At 60.7% G+C, this 20,831-nt stretch carries 17 protein-coding genes; 12 read left to right on the forward strand and 5 right to left on the reverse strand.

What is annotated here, in order from left to right; genetic code table 11:
• Positions 1-3 precede the first annotated feature (3 nt).
• From Q0753_RS11620 to Q0753_RS11630, 3 genes are read left to right on the forward strand one after another with little or no spacing between them, the layout of a single operon-like run.
• Positions 4-942 carry an MlaD family protein gene (locus Q0753_RS11620; protein ID WP_298720913.1) on the forward strand — a complete coding sequence of 313 codons (939 nt, stop codon included), beginning with the start codon at positions 4-6 and terminating at the stop codon, positions 940-942.
• The gene (locus Q0753_RS11625; RefSeq protein ID WP_298720916.1) at positions 939-1,544 is read left to right on the forward strand and encodes an ABC-type transport auxiliary lipoprotein family protein; all 606 of its coding nucleotides are present in this window, start codon (positions 939-941) and stop codon (positions 1,542-1,544) included. The genes Q0753_RS11620 and Q0753_RS11625 overlap by 4 nt, the downstream gene beginning before the upstream one ends.
• 3 nt (positions 1,545-1,547) lie before the next feature.
• Entirely contained in the window at positions 1,548-3,260 is a 1,713-nt protein-coding gene (locus tag Q0753_RS11630) for a chloride channel protein (RefSeq protein ID WP_298720919.1), read from the forward strand.
• Positions 3,261-3,735: 475 nt separating this feature from the next.
• Here Q0753_RS11630 and Q0753_RS11635 read toward each other — a convergent pair whose 3' ends face one another.
• Together Q0753_RS11635 and Q0753_RS11640 are read right to left on the reverse strand one after the other, a co-directional pair.
• Entirely contained in the window at positions 3,736-4,653 is a 918-nt protein-coding gene (locus Q0753_RS11635; protein ID WP_298720922.1) for a PA2778 family cysteine peptidase, read from the reverse strand.
• A 65-nt stretch (positions 4,654-4,718) separates the two neighbouring features.
• The gene (locus Q0753_RS11640; RefSeq protein ID WP_298720925.1) at positions 4,719-5,111 is read right to left on the reverse strand and encodes a PA2779 family protein; all 393 of its coding nucleotides are present in this window, start codon (positions 5,109-5,111) and stop codon (positions 4,719-4,721) included.
• A 77-nt stretch (positions 5,112-5,188) separates the two neighbouring features.
• On the opposite strand from Q0753_RS11640, the gene Q0753_RS11645 reads away from it, so the two are divergent.
• A complete protein-coding gene (locus Q0753_RS11645; RefSeq protein WP_298720929.1) occupies positions 5,189-6,244 on the forward strand; it encodes a glutaminyl-peptide cyclotransferase in 1,056 nt (351 codons plus the stop codon).
• A gap of 229 nt (positions 6,245-6,473) precedes the next feature.
• On the opposite strand, the gene Q0753_RS11650 is transcribed toward Q0753_RS11645, so the two are convergent.
• The gene (locus Q0753_RS11650) at positions 6,474-8,225 is read right to left on the reverse strand and encodes a PglL family O-oligosaccharyltransferase (protein ID WP_298720933.1); all 1,752 of its coding nucleotides are present in this window, start codon (positions 8,223-8,225) and stop codon (positions 6,474-6,476) included.
• Positions 8,226-8,243: 18 nt separating this feature from the next.
• Positions 8,244-11,072: an excinuclease ABC subunit UvrA gene (gene uvrA, locus Q0753_RS11655; protein ID WP_298720936.1), complete on the reverse strand. Its 2,829-nt coding sequence runs from the start codon at positions 11,070-11,072 to the stop codon at positions 8,244-8,246.
• A gap of 144 nt (positions 11,073-11,216) precedes the next feature.
• Between uvrA and Q0753_RS11660 the strand changes: the two genes are divergently transcribed.
• The 3 genes from Q0753_RS11660 (at position 11,217) to Q0753_RS11670 (ending at position 15,342) form a co-directional block, all read left to right on the forward strand.
• Entirely contained in the window at positions 11,217-12,590 is a 1,374-nt protein-coding gene (locus Q0753_RS11660) for an MFS transporter (RefSeq protein WP_298720939.1), read from the forward strand.
• A gap of 14 nt (positions 12,591-12,604) precedes the next feature.
• Positions 12,605-13,216 carry a single-stranded DNA-binding protein gene (gene ssb / locus Q0753_RS11665; RefSeq protein WP_298720942.1) on the forward strand — a complete coding sequence of 204 codons (612 nt, stop codon included), beginning with the start codon at positions 12,605-12,607 and terminating at the stop codon, positions 13,214-13,216.
• Positions 13,217-13,428: 212 nt separating this feature from the next.
• Complete coding sequence (locus Q0753_RS11670; protein ID WP_298720944.1) at positions 13,429-15,342, forward strand: EAL domain-containing protein; 1,914 nt, start codon at positions 13,429-13,431, stop codon at positions 15,340-15,342.
• Here Q0753_RS11670 and Q0753_RS11675 read toward each other — a convergent pair.
• Positions 15,337-16,257 carry a 1-aminocyclopropane-1-carboxylate deaminase/D-cysteine desulfhydrase gene (locus Q0753_RS11675; protein ID WP_298720947.1) on the reverse strand — a complete coding sequence of 307 codons (921 nt, stop codon included), beginning with the start codon at positions 16,255-16,257 and terminating at the stop codon, positions 15,337-15,339. The genes Q0753_RS11670 and Q0753_RS11675 overlap by 6 nt on opposite strands.
• Positions 16,258-16,430: 173 nt before the next feature.
• Here Q0753_RS11675 and Q0753_RS11680 point away from each other — a divergent pair, with 173 nt between their 5' ends.
• The 5 genes from Q0753_RS11680 (at position 16,431) to rng (ending at position 20,824) form a co-directional block, all read left to right on the forward strand.
• Complete coding sequence (locus tag Q0753_RS11680; RefSeq protein WP_104486893.1) at positions 16,431-17,474, forward strand: rod shape-determining protein; 1,044 nt, start codon at positions 16,431-16,433, stop codon at positions 17,472-17,474.
• A gap of 36 nt (positions 17,475-17,510) precedes the next feature.
• Positions 17,511-18,389 carry a rod shape-determining protein MreC gene (mreC, locus tag Q0753_RS11685; protein ID WP_298720961.1) on the forward strand — a complete coding sequence of 293 codons (879 nt, stop codon included), beginning with the start codon at positions 17,511-17,513 and terminating at the stop codon, positions 18,387-18,389.
• A 5-nt stretch (positions 18,390-18,394) separates the two neighbouring features.
• Positions 18,395-18,883: a rod shape-determining protein MreD gene (gene mreD / locus Q0753_RS11690; protein ID WP_298721198.1), complete on the forward strand. Its 489-nt coding sequence runs from the start codon at positions 18,395-18,397 to the stop codon at positions 18,881-18,883.
• Positions 18,884-18,891: 8 nt separating this feature from the next.
• The gene (locus Q0753_RS11695) at positions 18,892-19,287 is read left to right on the forward strand and encodes a nucleoside triphosphate pyrophosphatase (protein ID WP_298720964.1); all 396 of its coding nucleotides are present in this window, start codon (positions 18,892-18,894) and stop codon (positions 19,285-19,287) included.
• 67 nt (positions 19,288-19,354) lie between these two features.
• Positions 19,355-20,824, forward strand: coding sequence for a ribonuclease G (gene rng / locus Q0753_RS11700; RefSeq protein ID WP_298720966.1), 1,470 nt, complete (start codon positions 19,355-19,357; stop codon positions 20,822-20,824).
• Positions 20,825-20,831: the final 7 nt, after the last annotated feature.

A 20,831-nucleotide genomic window follows, 5' to 3' on the forward strand; every position in this document is an offset into this window, starting at 1 on the left:
GCAATGGAAACCCGTGCACATCATGTGCTGATTGGCTTTTTTACCCTGATGGTCGCCGCCGGTGTGCTGTTGTTCGCGCTCTGGCTGGCCAGAGCCGGCAGCCAGCAGGACTTCCGGCTGTACGATATCGTGTTTCGGGAGCCGGTCAGCGGGCTGACGGTGGGCAGTGCGGTGGAGTACAGCGGCATTCGAGTGGGAGAGGTAGAAAATCTGTCTCTGGATCCCCAGGATCCGCGTCGGGTTCTGGCCCGGGTACGCATCGCCCGGCAGACGCCGGTCAAATCCGACACCCGAGCCCGGCTGGCGCTGGCCAATATTACCGGCGCCGCCAACATTCAGCTGAGTGAAGGCTCTCCCGCCAGTCCGGCGTTGCAGGCAGAAGGCGATGCCATACCGGTGATCCTGGCCGATCCTTCCCCCATCGCTCGCCTGCGGGTGAACAGCGAAGAGCTGCTGGTCGGCATCAAGTCGCTGATCGATAACGCCAATCAGTTGTTCTCGGCGGAAAACAGCCGGCATCTCGGCCGCGTGCTGGCCAATCTGGATCAAGCCACCGGCGTGATTGCCGAGCGGAAAGACGAACTTGGCCAGGGAGTGGCGGATCTGGCCGAGGCCAGCCGGCAGATGAAGATCACCATGAGCCAGGCTTCCCGCCTGCTCGGCCAGCTTGAGGATCGGCTCGAAGGAAGGGGCGATCGTCTGCTCGCCAATGCGGATCGCAGCCTGGCGTCTCTCGATCGATTCAGTCGTAACCTCGATCGCCTGCTGGCCGATAACCAGCAGGCGCTGGGCTCGGGGTTGCAGAGTATGGCCGAGCTGGAACCGACCCTGAAGGAGTTGCGCCGCACACTGGCAACTCTGGGCGAGGTAGCCCGCAAGCTGGAGCAGAATCCGGCCGATTTTCTGCTGGGTGGTGAAGACATTAAGGAGTTTCAACCATGATGGCGATACGACGCTGGTCTTTCCTGTTGCCGGTCATGCTGCTGCTGAGTGGCTGCAGCCTGCTGCCGGCATCCCCGCCGGTCACCTTCTATCGTCTGCCGCCCCCCGTTCCGGTACCGAGCCCGGCGGAGAAGGTGGATCTGACGCTACGCATCACCCGGCCCGAGGCCAGCGGCCTGCTGGCCGGTAACCGTATCCTGGTGGTGCCTCAAGGCAATCAGCTCGGCGCTTATCAGGGCGTGCGCTGGATGTCGCCGGTGCCGGTATTGTGGCGGGATCAGTTGATCGAGGCGTTTCAGCAGGATGGCCGTCTTCGTCACGTGGGCAGCGACGATGACAACTTGCCAGCCGATATGGAGCTGGGGGGCGTGTTGCGCGCCTTTCAAAGCGAATACCGTCAGGGTAGTCCCGTGGTGGTTATACGCTTCGATGCCCGGCTGCTGGCCTCGAACCGGCGCACCCTGCTGGCCAGCCGACGCTTCGAGGCCAGTGTCATAGCGCAGGATGCAGAGGTCTCGGCGGTAGTGGCGGCGTTTGGGGTGGCCCATGAACGGCTGGCGCGGGAGTTGCTCGACTGGCTGCTGGTCACAGGGCGGCAATAACCGATGAAGCCGACAACCAGCCGATTTCACCGGTTTTTTGCCGGCCCCTCGCACAGCCTGCTGCCGCTGGTGCTGATGGGCGGGGTAATCGGGGTCGCTGCCGGTCTGGTGATGTTCGGTTTTCTGAGTCTGCTGAATCTGACTCTGGGCTGGCTGAACGGTGCCAACCTGGAAGATTTCGAATCTCTGTCGCCCTGGTGGCGGTTGGGGCTGCCGGTGCTGGGCAGTCTGTTGCTGATCCTGCTTTACCGCCTGACCCCGGTGTCGGGCCAGACAGTCGGACTGGCCTATGTGCTGGAGCGGCTGCAGTTTGGTCGCGGCCAGCTGCCGGCGGCCAATACCGCCTTTCAGTTCATGGCGGCGCTGATCGCACTCGGTACCGGTCACAGCGTCGGCCGCGAAGGGCCGGCGGTGCACATGGGCGCCGGTATCGGCAGCCTGCTGGGGCAATATACGAGCCGGCCCCCGAGTCAGCAGCGGTTGCTGATTGGCTGCGGTACGGCGGCGGCCATTTCCGCCGCCTTCAATACACCCCTGGCCGGGGTGCTGTTCGCGATGGAAGTGGTGTTGATGGAGTACAGCCTGCTGGGGTTTGCTCCCATTATCGCCGCCGCCATCAGCGCCTCGGCCTTTAGCGGCGTGCTGATCGGGTCTCACTCGGTGTTGCAGCCGGTCCGATTGTCACTGGCGGGCTATGGTGATATTCCCGGCCTGCTGCTCACCGGACTCTGGATAGGATTGGTGGCGGTGCTGTTTCATTATCTGGTTCGGCTGTTTCTTCGTTTTCCGCTCAAGAGCCGGGCGCTCAGGTTGTTGCTGGCCGGCGTAATCACCGGCGGGCTGGCGCTGTTTGTTCCGCAGATTCTCGGCTCGGGCTATGACACCATCAATGCCACCCTGAGCCATCAGTTGCCCTGGCTGCTCTTGTTGTTGATTCTGGGTGCCAAGTTGATTGCCACGGCCGCCGCCATCGGTCTGGGGGTGCCGGGTGGTCAGATAGCCCCCATGCTGATGCTGGGGGTCTGTGCCGGTGGCGTGGCGGGCGCCCTGGTGCCGGGCACTTCCGAGCCGGGCCTCTATGCCCTGCTGGGCATGGCGGCCATGATGGGGGCCGTACTGCATGCGCCCCTGGCGGCGCTAGCCACGGTACTGGAGCTGTCGCTCAGCGCCGAGGCCATGTTTCCGGCGATGACGGTGGTGCTTACAGCCAATCTGGTCTGCCAGCATGGCTTTCGGCAGCCGTCGCTGCTGCTGACCCTGCTCAAGGAGCGGGGCCGCCTGCTGCAAACTCATCCGCTGCGCACCGCCCTGGCCCAGCGTTATCTGTCCGAGCTGGCTCGTTTTGATTTTTCCGGGTTTGATACCGAGCAGGATGCCCATCATCTGGATGCGGTGCTCGAACAGAAGCTGCCCTGGGTCGTGGTTCGCCAGGGAGAGTATCGCTACCTGATTGAGGGAGAAGCATTTGCGAAAGTCGGTCTAATCTGGCGGGAGCAAAAGCAAGAGCAGCCCCTGCACCAGGCACTGGCACCCTTGCTGAGTGATCGTTTACGGCTGATTGAGTTGACCGAAGATGCCTCGCTGCTGACGGCGCTCAAGACGCTGCAGCAGGAAGAAACCGCCGGCTTTTTGCTGCCGGTTGGCCGTCGGGGGCTGGGGCTGGTGACACGCCGCCGGCTGGTGACGATGCTGACCACGGATGATCCCATTCAGTAATGTAAAAACCGTGAAGGGTAAGGTGTGATACCAATCCCACTAAACAAATGATCTATTTCATTTTTGTATAAAAGTCGAACAAAGGGCCCGCTCCGCCGACTCGCCGTGAATCCTTCCCTGGAGGCTCAGCCGCGCCATCCGTGGCGCAGATGGTCGGCTGAGCAGATCCCTTTGTCCTCCTTGATGCACCGGCGTTGCCTGTTAGCGCCGTCCACAGACAACTCGGTGCTCGAGAAGAGGCAGCAGAGATCGCCTCCCATGACCGTGAAATGCCATGGATGGCATTTCCGAGCCCCCAGGGATGGGTTTATGGCGTGTCTAGGGAGGCGGCTGTGTTGCCTCTGAGCTCGGGTTTAAAAATGATCAGATCTTTATTCAAATTGATATGAGGCTGTCTCTTGGTCACAAATCTGCTGGCTGAGTAATCCCTGCTGCCTCTGCTTGAGCACTGAGCCATTTTTTGGTGGGGTTAGTATCACATTTCTGCCAACGCTTTTTCAGCCTGGGCCTGCCATTGGCCTGGGAGGGCTGCCGCCTGTTGCAGGCTGGCGATCGCCTGCTGTTGTTGGCCCAGGCCTTGTTGAGTCAGCCCGAGATTGAGCCAGGCGACCGCCAGTGCGGGGTCCTGTTCGGTGGCCTTCACGAAGGCATCGGCCGCGGCCTGTGGTTCATCGCTGGCATGCAGCGCATTGCCCAGGGCGAACCAGCCCATGGCGTAGCCGGGCCAGCGTGCGATCAGTGCCTGCCAGGCGGGCAGGGCGGCCTCGGCTCCGGCGGTGGCTTCAAAGTCGGCGATGCTGTCGGTGGCCTGCTGCGAGGTGATGCTATGTGGCAACTGCCCCGGCGGTAGTGCCACCATGGCCCAGCGGCCACTGCGCGCCCAGGTAGCATCGAAGCGGCTCATGTCGGTCACCTGGCGCGATTGTTCGCCGCTGTGCAGTATCAGCTGCTCCCGCTCCCGGTCGTAACCGATGACAACCGCGTAATGCCACATGGGTAACAGCGGCAGCGACAGATTCTGCAACACCACCACCGGGTGCCCGGCGTTCACTTCCGACAGAAGAGCATCGAAGCTGCCGTCCAATGGATAGCTGATGCGCCGGTGACGGCGCACCGTGGCCATCATTTCCGGCTGTACACTGCCTTCGCGTCCGGGCACGAATACCTGGGGAATGAGTTGATCCACACTCACCTTTATACCGCTGGCATTAAGCGCCATGGCCAGCGAGGCCGGGCCGCACTGGTAGTCTCGCTGACTGTGAAAGGGCACGCCGCTGACATAGGCCTTATCCGGCAGTCGGCTTCCGGCGTTCGATGACAGTTGGGGCGTGGCGGCACAGCCGCTAAGCAGCGCCGTCAATATCGCCGTCAACATCAGCATCAATAATGGCAAAACGCCCGCCAGGCGGACGTTTTGCAAGCGGCGAGGGAGCGCCTGCGGCTGCGCTAACAAAGACATCAGCGGGTGAAGGGGAAGACGTGGGTCAGGCCCAGCAGATCGGTGACCAGCAGTATGATAAAGACGGTGAGCAGGGCGCCGACCACCCCGTTGGCCCCGGCGGGCATGTTATCCAGCTGTTCGGCCATCTGCTGCACTTCCCGATCCGACAGGGCGGCGACCCGGGCCTCGACCTCGTTTAGCTCAACACCGTGGTTGACCAGCTGTTCGCGCACGTCTGCACGGGCCAGCAGGTGACCGATACGCTCGCGTTCGGCGTCGACCTGTACCGCATTCAGCGCGCTCTGGGTCGATACCAGCTGACTTGGCTGGGCCTGAACCGCCAGCGGCATGGTGCCCATCATCAGAGAGAGGATCAGTAAGGGATTAAGTATCCGGAAGAGTCTTTTCATTGTTGTGCTCCTGCAAGTGTGTGGGTAACAATATGGATTCGTTCCGGGCGCTAATACACCATATCAGGCGCCGAACCATGTTATCTTCCGCCACAAGTATAGACCGAGTGTTGGCCCTGAATTTCCATTTAAATCACGGTAATAGCAAGGGCGTTTCTCTCTTGTCCGGTTGCATTATTGAATGCTTTTCAGCGGATCCCTTGCCCGGCAAGGGTCTGGTTCCCTTTGAGCCGAATTCGGATTGCGACAACAACAGACATGAACACGGTTTCAGAAGGGCTCTCGCAACCGACAAGGATTCGAAGGCGTTACGCCTTCGCGAGCAATCGAGGTGGCAAGGAGGCGTTATTTTCGGTGATATAAAGTGGGCCCGGGGACTCTTGTTTCTCTGTGGATGCTGGCTGCCTGTTGAGGCGAAAGAGACCGTCGTGGAACGCTGGGCGCTGAAGGTGGTGGCAACCCTGCCCCATGAGCCCGATGCCTTTACCCAGGGGCTCTTGCTGCATGATGGTTACCTGTATGAAAGTACCGGTCTCTATGGTCGATCCAGTCTGCGCAAGGTGGATCCGGAAAGCGGCGAGGTGGTGCAACGGCTGGCGCTGGATCCCGGTTATTTCGGCGAAGGGCTGGAGCGGGTCGGTAACCGCTTGATTCAGCTGACCTGGAAAGAAGGGCTGGCGCTGGTATATGACCTGGATACGCTGACGCTGGTGCAGGCGCATCAATACGGCGGCGAGGGCTGGGGCTTGTGCTTCGATGGCGAGTCGCTGTGGATGAGTGACGGCAGTGCCACCCTGTACCGACGTGATCCGGTGGATTTTTCACACCAGTTCAGCGTGACCGTGATGCAGCAAGACTGGCCTCGGGATCGGCTTAACGATCTGGCCTGTGTCGGTGACTACATTTACGCCAACATCTGGAAGGAGCAGCGCATCGTCAGAATCGACAAGCACAACGGGCGAGTCGATGCCGACATTGACGCCAGCCCCTTGCTGGCCCTGAGCGGCCGCCCGGCGGATCCCGAGGCGGTGCTCAACGGCATCGCTCATGATCCCCAGAGTAACGAGTTTTATCTCACCGGCAAGCACTGGCCCCGCATGTTTCGGGTTCGTTTCGTGCCGACGGCGCGATGAATGTAGCGCAGAATAAGTGAGCGACTGACTTTTAGGTGCAGGCGTTGTATGCAGCCAAAGGGCCCGCTCCGCCGACTCGCTGTGGATACATCCATGTACGCTCTCTGTTTCATCCCTGAAACAGAAGGTCGGCGGGGCAGATCCCTTTGTCCTCCTTGATGCTTCCGAGTCGCCTGCTGGCGCCGCCGACGGGTAACTCGGAGTTCAAGATGAGGCAACAGAGCCGGGCTCAAGGCTCCTCGGGGTGGGTGACCATGGCCGTGTGGTCGGCCTGGCTGCTGCGGCCCTGACTCAGGGTCTGCAGTGCCTGGCTGATATTATCCTGCTGAAGTGAAGCATCACTCGGATAGTAATAGCGGGCCTGCTGCAGTAACTGCTCCGCTTCCTGCGGTCTATCCAGCCGGTTCAGGGCCAGCGCCATGTTGTAGTAAATGTTGGCTCTGGGAGTATGGCGTACAAACTGCCGTCCCCAGTCCACATAGGCCTGCAGCTCTTCGGCATTTTGTTGCGCCGAGCCTACCGCCAACCGCAGCGACATGGCGTTGAATTCCAGCCGGGTCAGCCAGGCCAGGGGATTGCTGGCCGACAGCAACAGCTCGGGCTCCTTGCCACCGCCGCGTTCATACTGGGTGACCACTCGGGCGGTCTGCAGCCCGGTGAGCATGAAGGGCACCACCAGTGCCGGGATCAGCAGGGCGGCAAAGCGGGCCAGTAGCCAGAGGCGATAGGGCTGGCTGCGCTGTGCTTCCAGCCGGGTGTCTATCCAGTACAGCAGCACCAGCAGCGTTACCCAGTGGGCCAGGGAGTGATAGAAGGGGTATTCGGTCTGGCTGTGCAGGGCGATGGGCCAGACCAGGGCGGCCAGCGCCAGCGCCTGCCGCCAGGGCGCTTTGAACAGCAGACGCACAAAGGCCAGTGCCACCGAAACGATGGCCAGTACCGGCAGTAGGCCGCCTTCCACCCCCCAGTAGAGCAGTTCGTTATGGGGGTGATCCAGATTGGGCGGTATCATGGGCAGGTTGGGGATTTGTTCCCGCTGGGCGTGATAGAACTCCATGAACTGACGCTCGAAGTCGCCATAGCCTGCGCCGAACCAGGGGTGCTCGGCAATCAGTGCCAGGCTTTGCAACCAGATCTGTTTGCGAATACCGGGATCGGTATACACTTCGGCGCCGCGCTGTACGCCTTCCACCAGGGCCATCGATATCAGACCGATAGCGATACCCAGCCCGATCAGTCCCAGCCCCCACCGGCAGTATTTCGGGTTTTGTTGCCAGGCCCAGGGCAGCAGCAGCAAGAGGCCCACTAGGCCGCCGAGCAGGCCGACCCGGGATTGCAGCACCGTCAGCAACAGGGAACCGCTAACCAGCACGGCGCCCAGCCAGAACTGCCTCACGGCCGGCAGGCGGCGAGTATCGGCCAGCCCCAGGTAACAGGCCAGCATCAAACCGGTGGCCATGAAGCTGGCCATCACATTGGGCTGCTGAAAGATACCGTAGGGGCGGTTGGTCTCGGTGTTGTAGCCAATCCAGTTGCCGGGCGTCAGCAGATAATATTGCACCAGGCCGAGCAGGGCTTCCAGGCTGACGGCGGCCAGCAGCAGATACAGCAGCCGGTAGCGGGCCGTTTCATTGAGGCGGCACTGCAGCAGGGCAAAATAGAACAGCAAACCGCCGGCCAGTCCCGCCAGCCGGGGCAGGGCATGATCGGCAAAGCCCCGGTTGGGATAGAGCAGCGGCACCAGCAGCAGTAGCAGCACCAGCCAGCACCAGAGGTGAAAGCGGCTGTAACTGACGCTGCGGTTGAGGGTCATCTGCCACAGCCCCAGCCCCGTCATCAGCGAGATGAAGATCCAGCCCACCATGTTGAACGGCAGGTAGAAACCGGAGCCGCCGGGGTTGTGCATGAAGTAATGCATGCCGCCCAGTGCCCAGGCGGCAAAACACCAGAACCAGAGGTAGGGTAATGAAATCCGTGTCATCCTTGCTTCCATGCAGATTTAGCGCCCTTTCAGCATAGGCCGTAAAAAGCGAGCTGTGTGCGACTCTTTGTGTTCCGCCACCTGTTCGGGAGTGCCGGTAACCAGGATCTGGCCACCGCCGCTGCCGCCTTCCGGCCCCATGTCGACGATCCAGTCGGCGGTTTTAACCACGTCCAGGTTGTGCTCGATGATCACCACCGTATTGCCGTGATCACGCAGCCGGTGCAGCACCGTCAGCAACAGCTGAATATCGTGAAAATGCAGGCCTGTGGTGGGCTCGTCCAGAATATAGAGGGTCTGACCGGTGTCGCGCTTGGACAGCTCCTTGGCCAGCTTGACCCGCTGGGCCTCGCCGCCGGACAGGGTGGTGGCCGACTGACCCAGCCGAATGTAGGACAGGCCCACATCCATCAGGGTTTGCAGCTTGCGGGAAATGGCCGGCACCGGGGCGAAGAAGTCACTGGCTTCCTCTACCGTCATGTCCAGCACCTCGTGGATGCTCAGCCCCTTGTATTTAATCTCCAGGGTTTCCCGGTTGTAGCGTTTGCTCTTGCACACATCGCAGGGCACATAGACGTCGGGCAGAAAGTGCATCTCCACCTTGATCAGGCCATCGCCCTGGCAGGCCTCACAGCGGCCGCCCTTGACGTTGAACGAGAAGCGACCCGGCTTGTAACCCCGGGAGCGGGCTTCATGGGTAGCGGCAAACAGCTCGCGAATCGGGGTGAAAATACCGGTATAGGTAGCCGGGTTGGAACGGGGCGTGCGGCCGATGGGGCTCTGATCGATATCCACCACCTTGTCCAGCTTGTCCATGCCCTCGATGCGGTCGTAGGGGGCGGGCTGGCTGACGGTGGCCTTGTTCAGCTCCCGGTGGGCGATGGGAAACAGAGTGTTGTTAACCAGCGTCGACTTGCCCGAGCCGGACACGCCGGTGATACAGGTCATCAGCCCCAACGGCAACTTCAGTTCGACGTTCTGCAGGTTGTTGCCACGGGCGCCGCTCAGCGTTAGCCAGTGTTCACCGACCGGAGTGCGCTGGTCGGGAATGGCAATACTCTCCCGGCCCGACAGGTAGGCACCGGTGAGCGAGTCCGGGTTGGCCATCACCTCGGCCGGGGTGCCCTGGGCCACGATGTCGCCGCCGTGCACGCCGGCGCCGGGGCCTATGTCCAGTACATGGTCGGCGGCGCGAATGGCGTCTTCGTCGTGCTCTACCACGATCACGGTGTTGCCCAGATCCCGCAGGTGGGTCAGGGTCGACAGCAGTCGCTCGTTATCGCGTTGGTGCAGGCCGATGCTGGGCTCATCCAGTACATACATGACCCCCACCAGGCCGGCGCCAATCTGGCTGGCCAGCCGAATACGCTGGGCCTCGCCGCCGGACAGGGTGTCGGCGCTGCGCGACAGGGTCAGGTAGTTGAGGCCGACGTTGACCAGAAAGCCCAGCCGGGCCACGATTTCCTTGAAGATCTTGTCGGCAATTTGCGCCTTCTGTCCGGTCAGCTCCATGCCGGTGAAGAAGGCGTGGGCCTCGCCGATGGCCATGTCGGCGACCTGGGGCAGGGTATGGCCGGCCACAAACACATTGCGCGGGCCTTCTTTCAGGCGGGTGCCGCTGCAACCGGGACAGGCACGGTGGCTCTGATACTTGGCCAGTTCTTCGCGCACCGAATTGGACTCGGTTTCCCGGTAGCGGCGCTCCATGTTGTGCAATATGCCTTCAAACGGATGCTTGCGCACCAGCACATCGCCGCGGTCGTTCATGTACTTGAATTCGATGCTGGTGCGGCCCGAGCCGTACAGTACCGCCTGCTGTATCGACTGCGGCAGCTCCTGATAGGGCACCTCGAGGTCGAAGTCGTAGTGTTCGGCCAGGGACTTGAGCATCTGATAGTAGTAATAGCTGCGTTTGTCCCAGCCACGAATGGCGCCGCCGGACAGGCTCAGCTCCGGATTGCTGATCACCTTGTCGGGATCGACGATCTGCTGCACGCCCAGGCCGTCGCAGCTGTCGCAGGCACCGGCCGGGTTGTTGAACGAGAAGATGCGCGGCTCCAGTTCGGCAATGGAATAGCCACACTCGGGGCAGGCGAAGTTGGCGGAAAACACCAGGCCGGGATCATCGGCGTCGTCCATCGACACCACGGAGGCGATGCCGCCGGACAGCTCCAGCGCCGTCTCGAACGATTCCGCCAGCCGCAGCTGCAGATCCTCGCGTACCTTGAAACGATCCACCACCACTTCGATGCTGTGTTTCTTCTGCAGTTCCAGGGTGGGCGGATCCGACAGATCGCAAACCTCGCCGTCGATCCGGGCACGAATAAAGCCCTGGGCGGACAGGTTGTCGAGCAGCTTGCTGTGCTCGCCCTTGCGGTTGCGGATCACAGGCGCCAGCAGCATCAGCCGTGCCCCCTCCGGTTGCTCCATGACCTTGTCCACCATCTGGCTGATGGTCTGGGCCGCCAGCGGCAGCGAATGGGTCGGGCAGCGGGGCTCGCCGACGCGGGCAAACAGCAACCGCAGATAGTCGTAGATTTCGGTAATGGTGCCGACGGTGGATCGCGGATTGTGGGAGGTCGACTTCTGCTCGATGGAGATGGCCGGTGACAACCCTTCAATATGGTCCACATCCGGTTTTTCCATCAGCGAGAGAAACTGGCGGGCGTAGGCGGAAAGCGACTCCACGTAGCGGCGCTGGCCCTCGGCGTAGAGAGTATCGAAGGCGAGGGACGATTTACCCGAGCCGGACAGACCGGTGATCACGATAAGTTTGTCCCGGGGCAGGTCCAGGCTGATGTTTTTCAGGTTGTGGGTTCTGGCCCCGCGAACTTCGATTTTATCCATCTGCAGCATTACCTTGGTGTAAATTCGACCGGCTAGTATGGCACTGGATGAATAGCCAGCCAAGGGACAATAAGGATTAATCCGCCAGTGTCCCCGTGCTAAACTAGGTCTCTTTTTGATCCTGTTAACGACGGAAGAATATCCATGAGCGACGAGCAAGGCTTCAGCCCCCGCGAACGGCGGGCCTCGTTTACCCTGGCGGGCATTTTCGGCATGCGGATGCTCGGTTTGTTTATGATCATGCCGGTATTTGCCTTGTATGGTAAGGACCTGATTGGCTTTTCGCCCTTGTGGGTCGGCATCGTCATCGGTATCTATGGCCTGACCCAGGCGGTGTTGCAGATTCCCGCCGGCTGGCTGTCGGACCGCATCGGCCGCAAGCCGGTGATCTATGCCGGTTTGGCGCTGTTTGCCCTGGGTTCTGCAGTCGCGGCCTTGTCCGACTCGGTGTACGGCGTGGCCGTCGGCCGGGTATTGCAGGGCTCCGGTGCCATTGCCGGGGCCATTCTGGCGCTGGCCGCCGATATCACCCGGGAAGAAAACCGCACCAGGGCCATGGCCATCATCGGGGTCTGTATCGGCATTTCCTTCGCCATCGCCATGGTGCTGGGGCCGGTACTGGCGTCATTTTTCGGTTTGTCGGGCGTATTCTGGACCACGGCACTGCTGGCGCTGGTGGGTATTCTGATGGTGCGCTTTCTGCTGCCGGAGTCGGCCCATCGCGGCCAGATCCGTGATGTGACCGCCGCGCCCGAGCTGTTCGGCCGCTTGCTGAAAGATCGACAATTGCTGCGGCTGGACTTCGGCATCATGCTGTTGCACCTGACCCTGACCGCGGTGTTCGTGGCCTTTCCGCTGACCCTGCTCGACGCCGGCTTGGCGGCAGAGCATCACTGGTGGCTGTATCTGCCCGCCTTGCTGTTGTCTTTCTTGCTGATAGTGCCTTTTCTGATCCTCGGCGCGCGGCGCAACATGAACAAGCAGCTGTTTCAGGCCTCCATTCTGGTGATGATGGTCGCCCTGTTGCTGATGGCGGTGGGCAAGGGCCAGATCTGGCTGTTGGCGCTGGCGATGGTGCTGTATTTTACCGCCTTCAATTTCATGGAAGCCTCGTTACCGGCGTTTTTGTCGATGCTGGCCCCGGCGGGCGCCAAGGGCACCGCCATGGGCATTTATTCCACCAGCCAGTTCTTTGGTGCCTTTCTCGGCGGTGTGCTGGGTGGTCTGTTGTTTCAACAACTTGGCGGCAGCGGCGTGTTTGTGCTGGTGGCGGCCTGCATGGCGGTGTGGTTCTGGCTGGCGGCGGGCATGACCAATGTCAGCAAGGTTCGGTCTCATATCCTGTCCATCGGTGTTAATATAGAAAGTCATGATCGGCGCGAGCAGCTGTTGCAGCGGCTGATGGCCCTGCCCGGCGTGCATGAAGCCTTGATTATCCCCGAAGAGGGGTCCGCCTACCTGAAGGTAGACGGCAATATTTTTGAACTGGATCAGGCCCGGCGCCTGATCAACCTGTGAGTACGGAGCGAGTTATGGCCAATAGAGGCATCAATAAAGTTATTCTGATCGGCCACCTGGGCCAGGACCCGGAAGTGCGTTACATGCCCAACGGTAACGCCGTGGCCAATATTACCCTGGCCACCAGCGAAACCTGGCGCGACAAGCAGACCGGCGAGCAGAAAGAGCGTACCGAATGGCACCGGGTGGTGTTCTTCGGCAAGCTGGCCGAAATTGCCGGTGAATATCTGCGCAAAGGCTCCCAGGTCTATGTGGAAGGTCGTTTGCAGACGCGCAAGTGGCAGGGGCAGGACGGTCAGGATCGCTACACCACCGAAATCGTGGTCGATATCGGCGGTACCATGCAGATGCTGGGCGGACGTCCTCAGGGCGGTGGTCAGCAAGGTGGCGGCCAGGGCGGCTGGGGTCAGCAACAAGGTGGCCAGCAGCAAGGCGGTCAAACCCAGGGTGGTCAGGGTAACTGGGGTCAGCAGCAGGGCGGCCAGCAGCAGGCGGCGCCGCAGGGGCAACCCCAGTACGGCCAGCAAAACAAGCCGGCGGCCAGCAAGCCTCAGAGCCAGCCGCAGAATCAGGCACCGGTTTACAACGAACCGCCGATGGACTTCGATGACGATATCCCGTTCTAAGGGGTAATTCGTCAAGAATGCCAGATAAGCCCCTGTAATCAGGGGCTTTTTATTAGCAGTTGTTCTGGCGATAATGGCCGAAAAGCCTTATCTTTCAGATTGGGCTACGAGAATGACTCGCATTTTCTGTCTCGAGCTGGACGACAGGCTCACGATAACGGAACACCAGGGAAGGAACGCCGGAATCAGCCGGAGTCAGTCAGGGAACCTTAATGAGATTTACCAATCAGTTTATTGCCACCATCACCATGTGCATTCTGGCGGCCGTGCTGATGGTTCTGGTGGGAGCCGGGATCAGCTTCTATCAGATGGGCGTCGCCTACCAGCAGCGACAAGTCGATTCGGTGGTGCGTCTGGTCGACGAGGGCTGGCAAAGTGGTGCCGAGCAACAGGAAAGCATCGATCGCTGGCTGCCGGCGCTGCTTGATGTCAACGACATCATCGAATTCGCGGTGCAGAAGCAGTCGACCCCCCTGTATCGCTACCAGTCCGATACTCCCTTGTCGGCCAATGAGCTGTCGCTGGAGTACTGGCATGAACTGGGTGCGCATCCGGGCTTGAAGGTGCACCTGGTACTACGGCCCCCTTTTTATGACATCGATCACTCTCTGGCTGCACTGTCCGGGGTGACTGCCGCCATTATTCTGGTCTTTGTCGGCCTGCTGTTCAGCCTGCGCTGGTTTCGACGACAACTTAGGGGGGCCGAGTTGCTCGATTTACGTGGCCAGCTGATCCTCGAAGGCAAACTCGGCATGTTGCAGCATAACCCGCAGGAAGAATGGCCACATCAGGCCAGTCAGGCGCTGGATAAGCTGTTGTGTGAGTTGAAGGAGGCGGGCAAGGAGCGCAGCCGGTTCGATACCTTTATGCGGGCCAATGTGTTTGTGGACAAAACCATCGGTATCGGCAATCGGGTGTTTTTCGATAACCGGCTGGAAGCGGCACTCAATGATCCGTCCAGTCACTCCGGGGCGCTGTTGCTGGTGGAGCTGCAGGATCTGGAACACATCAACTACCGCCTGGGATATGAACGGGGTGACGAATTGCTGACCTCTGCTTCCGTTTATCTGGGCCACCTCATCCGCCGTTATCCCGGTGCCCTGCAGGCGCGTTATACCGGCAATATCTTCGCGTTGCTGTTTCCCAACCTGGTGGAAAGCGAAGCGCAGGAAGCGGCCCGTCAGGTGATGAAACTGCTGCGCCGCCTGCACTGGCCGGATGCGGTACGAGAGCCAGCGCTGTTTATCGGCGGCGTCTGTTTTCGCTGTGGTGAAGTGCTGTCGCAGGTGGAAGAAGAAGCCGAGCTGGCGCTGCGCAGCGCCGGCTTGCAGGGCGGTGATGGTTACTTCATGTATTACAAGGGCGTGACCGAAGAGAGCAGCGGCAAGGGAACGGTACGCTGGCGCACTCTGCTGGGGCGTCAGCTGGAGCAGGACAGGGTGCGGCTTGACCGGCAGGGTATCTATGCCGGGCCGGAGCAGGAGCCCATCATGTATGAGCTGCTGGCCCGCATTCATGACGAGCAGGGGAGAGAGCTGTCGGCCGGGCATTTTTTGCCGATGGCGGAAAAATGCGGCCTGTTGAAGGATCTGGATTGTGCCATGGTGTTGCGCACCCTGACCCTGTTGCAGGAAAGCGATCGCCGTGCGCCTCTGGCGCTCAATGTTTCCGCGGCCAGCCTGCTGAATAGCGGCTTTCATCGCTGGTTGATATTTGAACTGATTCAACTGCCCAAGGTGCAACTCAACGGGCTGGTGATCGAGCTGTCGGAAGCCCAGGTGAGCCGGCATTTTCAGGTGTTGGGCAAGCCGCTGCGTGCGCTCAAGGCGCTGGGCTGTAGTCTGGCGGTGGATCATGCGGGGCAGGATGTGGTGAGTGCGCAATATATCAAGGATTACGCCCTGGACTATCTCAAGCTGCACCCCAGCCTGGTGCGGGACATCAACCGCAAACCGGTCAACCAGATGGCGGTCAGAAGCCTGGTCGGCAACAGCGTCGGCAGTCGAACCCGAGTGATTGCGGTGGGCGTTGAAACCGAAGCCGAATGGGAATGCCTGCATCAGCTGGGAGTGTATGCCGGTCAGGGATACTTCTTCTCCCGCCCGGAACGATTTCAACTGCTATAAGGTACCGCGTGCGCCCTGCATGCCACCGGTATGCACAAACAACAGCCGGCTGCCGGCGGCATAGCGGCCGGCTTCGATATCCCGAAACAGCCCCAGCATCGCCTTGCCGCTGTAGATAGGCTCCAGCGGCACCCTGAGCCGCTCTGCCAGCGCGGCGATGGCCGTTTTGTCGGTGGCCGGGCTCTTGGCATAGCCGCCACCGTGGTGGCCCAGTTCGAGTTGCCAACCATTATCCTGCGCCGCCGGCGGATACAGCCGGCATACCTCTTCGGCCAGCCAGCCGGCCCCCTTCAATACCGCATAACCGTGCACTCGAATGTTGGCCGGGCGAGCCGACAGCAGGCCCGCCAGGGTACCGCCGCTGGCCACCGGCAATATCAGTTCATCCAGCCCGGGCAGTTCCGGCCCCAGTTCGTGCCATAATTCGGCCACTCCGGGCAAGGCCCGGGGGCAACTGCCGCCTTCGGGAACGATGAGATAACCGGGATGGCGCCGGGCCAGCTCGGCCAGCCAGTCGGCGTCCTGACGGCAGCGGTATTGCTGCCGGTCGACAAATTCCAGTGTCATGCCCCAGCGGCGGGCGTCCTCAAGGGTAGGGTTGCTGCTGTTAGGCTCGCCGCGCACCACGCCGATGGTGGGCAGGCCCAGCCGGTGGCCGGCGGCGGCCAGGGCGTGCAGATGATTGGAATAGGCGCCGCCAAAACTCAGTATTCCGGAGGCCTGCTCCGACAATGCCTGGCGCAGTATGTACTTCAGTTTGCGCCACTTGTTGCCCGAGATTAACGGGTGCAACAGGTCATCGCGCTTGATCCACAGGATCAGCCTATGATGCTCCAGCAGGGGGTGGTGAAGGCGTTGTAGTGGCGAGGGAGGCTGCCGTTGGTACAGCTGTTGCCAGCAGAAAGGATCGGACACGAAAATGATTACCACAGGAATGAGAATGCAAGTGTAAGGAACTTATCCCTTTATTCAAGCTAACCCCATTGGTGGGGCGGCTTTAGCTGTGCGTGCTCCTTGCCTGTAACCGGTTGCGTTGATAAAGTTAGCCGCACTTTCCGGTTTTTCAATTCCAGGATCCCCTTCAGCATATGTTTAAAAAGCTAAGAGGCATGTTTTCCAACGATCTTTCGATCGACCTGGGAACGGCCAACACCCTCATCTACGTGAAAGATCAGGGCATTGTTCTGAACGAGCCTTCTGTCGTGGCCATTCGCCAGGAAAGATCCGGTTCGGCCCAGAGTGTTGCCGCCGTAGGCCATGCCGCCAAACAGATGCTGGGACGGACTCCCGGCAATATCGCCGCCATCCGTCCGATGAAAGACGGTGTGATTGCCGATTTTTATGTCACCGAGAAAATGCTGCAGCATTTTATCAAGCAGGTGCACGACAACAATTTCTTTCGCCCCAGCCCGCGCGTGCTGGTGTGTGTGCCTTGCGGCTCTACCCAGGTAGAACGCCGGGCCATCAAGGAATCGGCGTTGGGTGCCGGCGCTCGCGAGGTTTATCTGATCGACGAACCCATGGCCGCCGCCATCGGTGCCGGCCTGCCGGTCTCCGAAGCCACCGGCTCCATGGTGGTGGACATCGGTGGTGGTACCACCGAAGTGGCCATCATCTCCCTTAACGGCGTGGTGTATTCCCAGTCGGTACGGGTGGGCGGCGATCGTTTCGACGAGTCCATCATCAATTATGTGCGCCGTAACTATGGCTCGCTGATTGGTGAAGCCACCGCCGAACGCATCAAGCATGCGGTGGGCTCGGCCTATCCGGGTGATGAAGTACTGGAAATCGAAGTGCGCGGCCGCAACCTGGCCGAAGGGGTTCCCCGCAGCTTTACCCTGAACTCCAACGAGATTCTGGAAGCGCTGCAAGAGCCGCTTTCCGGCATCGTCAGCGCCGTGATGGTGGCGCTGGAGCAGTCACCGCCCGAACTGGCGTCCGATATTTCCGAACGGGGCATGGTACTGACCGGCGGTGGCGCCCTGCTGCGCGATCTGGACCGCTTGCTGATGGAAGAAACCGGCATTCCCGTAGTGGTGGCCGATGATCCCATGACCTGTGTTGCCCGTGGCGGCGGCAAGGCGCTGGAAATGATCGACATGCACGGCGGAGATCTGTTCCATTACGATTGATAACGGGGCCGGAATAACCGGCCTGTCCATTCTCTTATGAAACCGATTTTCGGTCGTGGCCCCTCCCTCCCTATCCGCCTGGCACTGGCGGTGGTGGCCTCTTTGGTCCTGATCATCGCCGACAGCCGCTACCACAGCTTTACCGAGGCCAAGGTCTATCTCAACTCGCTGGTCAGCCCGCTGCAGTATGTGGCCAACAGCCCGCGATTGCTGCTCGACTCCGCCTCCAGTCAGCTGATGTCGCGCCAGTCTCTGCTGGCCCAGTCCCAGCGCATGGAGCAGGAACTGTTTTTGCTGCGTGACGATCTGCTGCGGCTGCGTCACCTGGAGCAGGAAAACCAGCGCCTGCGAGATTTGCTCGGCTCGCCGGTGCGCTTCGATACCCGCCGCATGGTGGCGGAGATCATGGCGGTGGACACGGATCCCTTCTCTCATCAGGTGGTGATCGACAAAGGCAGCCTGGTCGGGGTATTTGAAGGCCAGCCGGTGCTCAATGAACAGGGCGTGGTCGGGCAGGTGATTTCGGTGGGCAAGACCACCAGCCGGGTACTGCTGATCACCGACACCAGCCATGGCATACCGGTGCGGGTGGCGCGTAACGACATCAGGGCCATCGCCAGTGGCAGTGGCCAGCTCGATCGGCTGTTGTTGCACAACATTACCCGTAACACCGATATCCGCGAAGGGGATGTGCTGCTCAGCTCCGGCCTGGCGGGGCGTTTTCCCGAAGGCTATCCGGTCGGGCGGGTCAGCCGGGTCGGCTACGAAGAAGGTCAGCCCTTTGCCGATATTCGGGTAAAACCGTTTGCCGCCCTCGATCGGGTGCGTTACCTGCTGCTGCTGTGGCCGGAGCCCCAGGTCATCGATGTGGATGACGCCGTGGCCTCGTCGGCGGCAGAAGGAGCCCCGCAATGACGTCGATGAGAAGCTTTTCCCTGAAAGGGCGGCTGGTGATTGGTATCAGCCTGCTGCTGGCGCTGATCCTGTCCATTTTGCCGCTGCCGGAGCTGATCGCCCCCTTTCGTCCCGACTGGCTGCTGGTCACGCTGATTTACTGGACCATAGCCCTGCCGCACCGGGCCAACGTGGGTACCGCCTTTTTCTCCGGTCTGATGCTGGATCTGCTGCTCGGCTCCGTGCTGGGCGTGCATGCGCTGGCGCTGGTGATCCCCGTGTATCTGGCCGCGTCCCAGTTTCAGCGTATGCGCAACTATTCGGTCTGGCAGCAGGCCTTCGTGGTTGGCGCCCTGGCGATTTTAAATAAAGTGCTGATTTTCTGGGCCGCCTACGTAAACCGGGATATACAGCTCGATTACCACTATTTCTGGTCCATCGTCAGCAGCATGGTGTTCTGGCCCTGGATTTTTCTGCTGCTGCGCAAATGCCGGCGGCAATTCGCCCTGTCGTGAGTCTTTTCATGTCCCCTCTGCTTTACCTTGCTTCCGCCTCGCCCCGTCGCCGTGAACTGCTGTCTCAGCTGGAGGTGCCGTTCGAGCTGGTCCTGCCTCGGGTCGAAGAGCAGCGTCGGCCCACGGAAACGGCGGTCGACTATGTGCAGCGCCTGGCCCGGGACAAGGCTACCGCCGGCGCCGCCATGGCGGCGCGGCCCCTGCCGGTGCTGGCCGGCGATACCATAGTGGTGCTGGATGGCGATGTGCTGGAAAAGCCGACCGACAAGGCCGGCGGTTACGGTATTCAGGGGCTGGGCGGGCGTTTCGTGTCCCGCATCAACGGCAGTTACAGCGCCGTGGTCGGTTTGCCATTGGTGGAAACCGAAGCCCTGTTGCGCCGGGGTGGGGTTTTGTTGGGCTGATCCCTTATCTGTCCGCCATTCTATGGTAGTTTAGAGGCCATTTTATTCACCTATGGGCGGAGCTCGCATGTCTGCAGAACTGATAATCAATATGACCCCCGCGGAAACCCGGGTGGCACTGGTGGAAAACGGTATTCTGCAGGAAGTGCATGTGGAGCGTCAGGCCCGACGGGGCATCGTCGGCAATATCTACAAAGGCAAGGTCAGTCGGGTACTGCCCGGTATGCAGGCGGCCTTTGTCGATATTGGCGGCGAGCGGGCGGCGTTTCTGCATGCTTCCGATATAGTGCCCCATACCGAATGCGTAGACACCAGGGAGCAGGCGCATTTTCAGGCCGGCAACATCGCCGAGCTGGTTCGTCAGGGCCAGGACATCATGGTGCAGGTGGTCAAGGATCCCCTGGGTACCAAGGGCGCGCGCCTGACCACCGATATCACGCTACCCTCCCGCTATCTGGTGTTCATGCCGGGCAGCGCCTATGTGGGGGTGTCCCAGCGTATCGACTCGGAGCAGGAGCGGGAGCGGCTCAAGCAGATAGTGGGCGGTTACGTCGACGAACAGGGTGGCTACATTATCCGCACCGCCGCCGAAGGCATCGGCGAGAATGAACTGGCGCAGGATGCCGCCTTTCTCAAGCGGTTGTGGCGCAAGATTCTGGAGCGACGTGGCAAATACCGGTCCTGCTCCATGCTGTATGAAGATCTGGGGCTGGCCTGTCGCATCGTGCGGGACTTCGTCGGTGCCGAGCTGGATCGGATTCGGGTCGACTCGCGCGCCACCTACGAGACACTGTGCACCTTTGTCGAGGAATTCGTACCCGAACTGTCCGGTAAAATCGAGTATTATCACGGCAGTTCGCCGATTTTCGACCTTTATGACGTGGAAAATGAAATTCAGCGCGCGCTGGATCGCAAGGTCGAACTCAAGTCCGGCGGTTACCTGATCATCGATCAGACCGAGGCCATGACCACGGTCGACATCAACACCGGGGCCTTCGTCGGCCACCGCAATCTCGAAGAAACCATTTTCAATACCAATACCGAAGCCACCCAGGCCATTGCCCGCCAGCTGCGGCTGCGCAATCTGGGCGGTATCATCATCATCGACTTCATCGATATGTACGATGAGGATCACAAACGGCGGGTGCTGCACAGCCTGGGACTGGCGCTGTCGAGGGACAGGGCCAAGACCAACGTCAACGGTTTTTCCCAGCTCGGGCTGGTGGAGATGACCCGCAAGCGCACCCGCGAAAGCCTGGAGCACGTGCTCTGCGGCGCCTGTCCCGAGTGTAATGGCCGGGCCAGAGTCAAAACGGTGGAAACCGTCAGCTACGAAATACTGCGCGAGATAACCCGGGTCAACAAGGCATATGACGCCGACAAGTTTGTGGTCTATGCCTCATTGGCGGTGGCGTCCGCCCTGCAGGAAGACGAGTCCCACATGCTGGCCGAGCTGGAAGTGTTTATCGGCAAACAGGTCAAGGTGAGCAGCGAACCCCTGTATAACCAGGAGCAGTTCGACGTGGTGATGATGTAGTGTCTGT

Origin of the sequence: uncultured Oceanisphaera sp. (assembly GCF_947495715.1) — a bacterium.
Lineage (GTDB): Bacteria > Pseudomonadota > Gammaproteobacteria > Enterobacterales > Aeromonadaceae > Oceanimonas > Oceanimonas sediminis.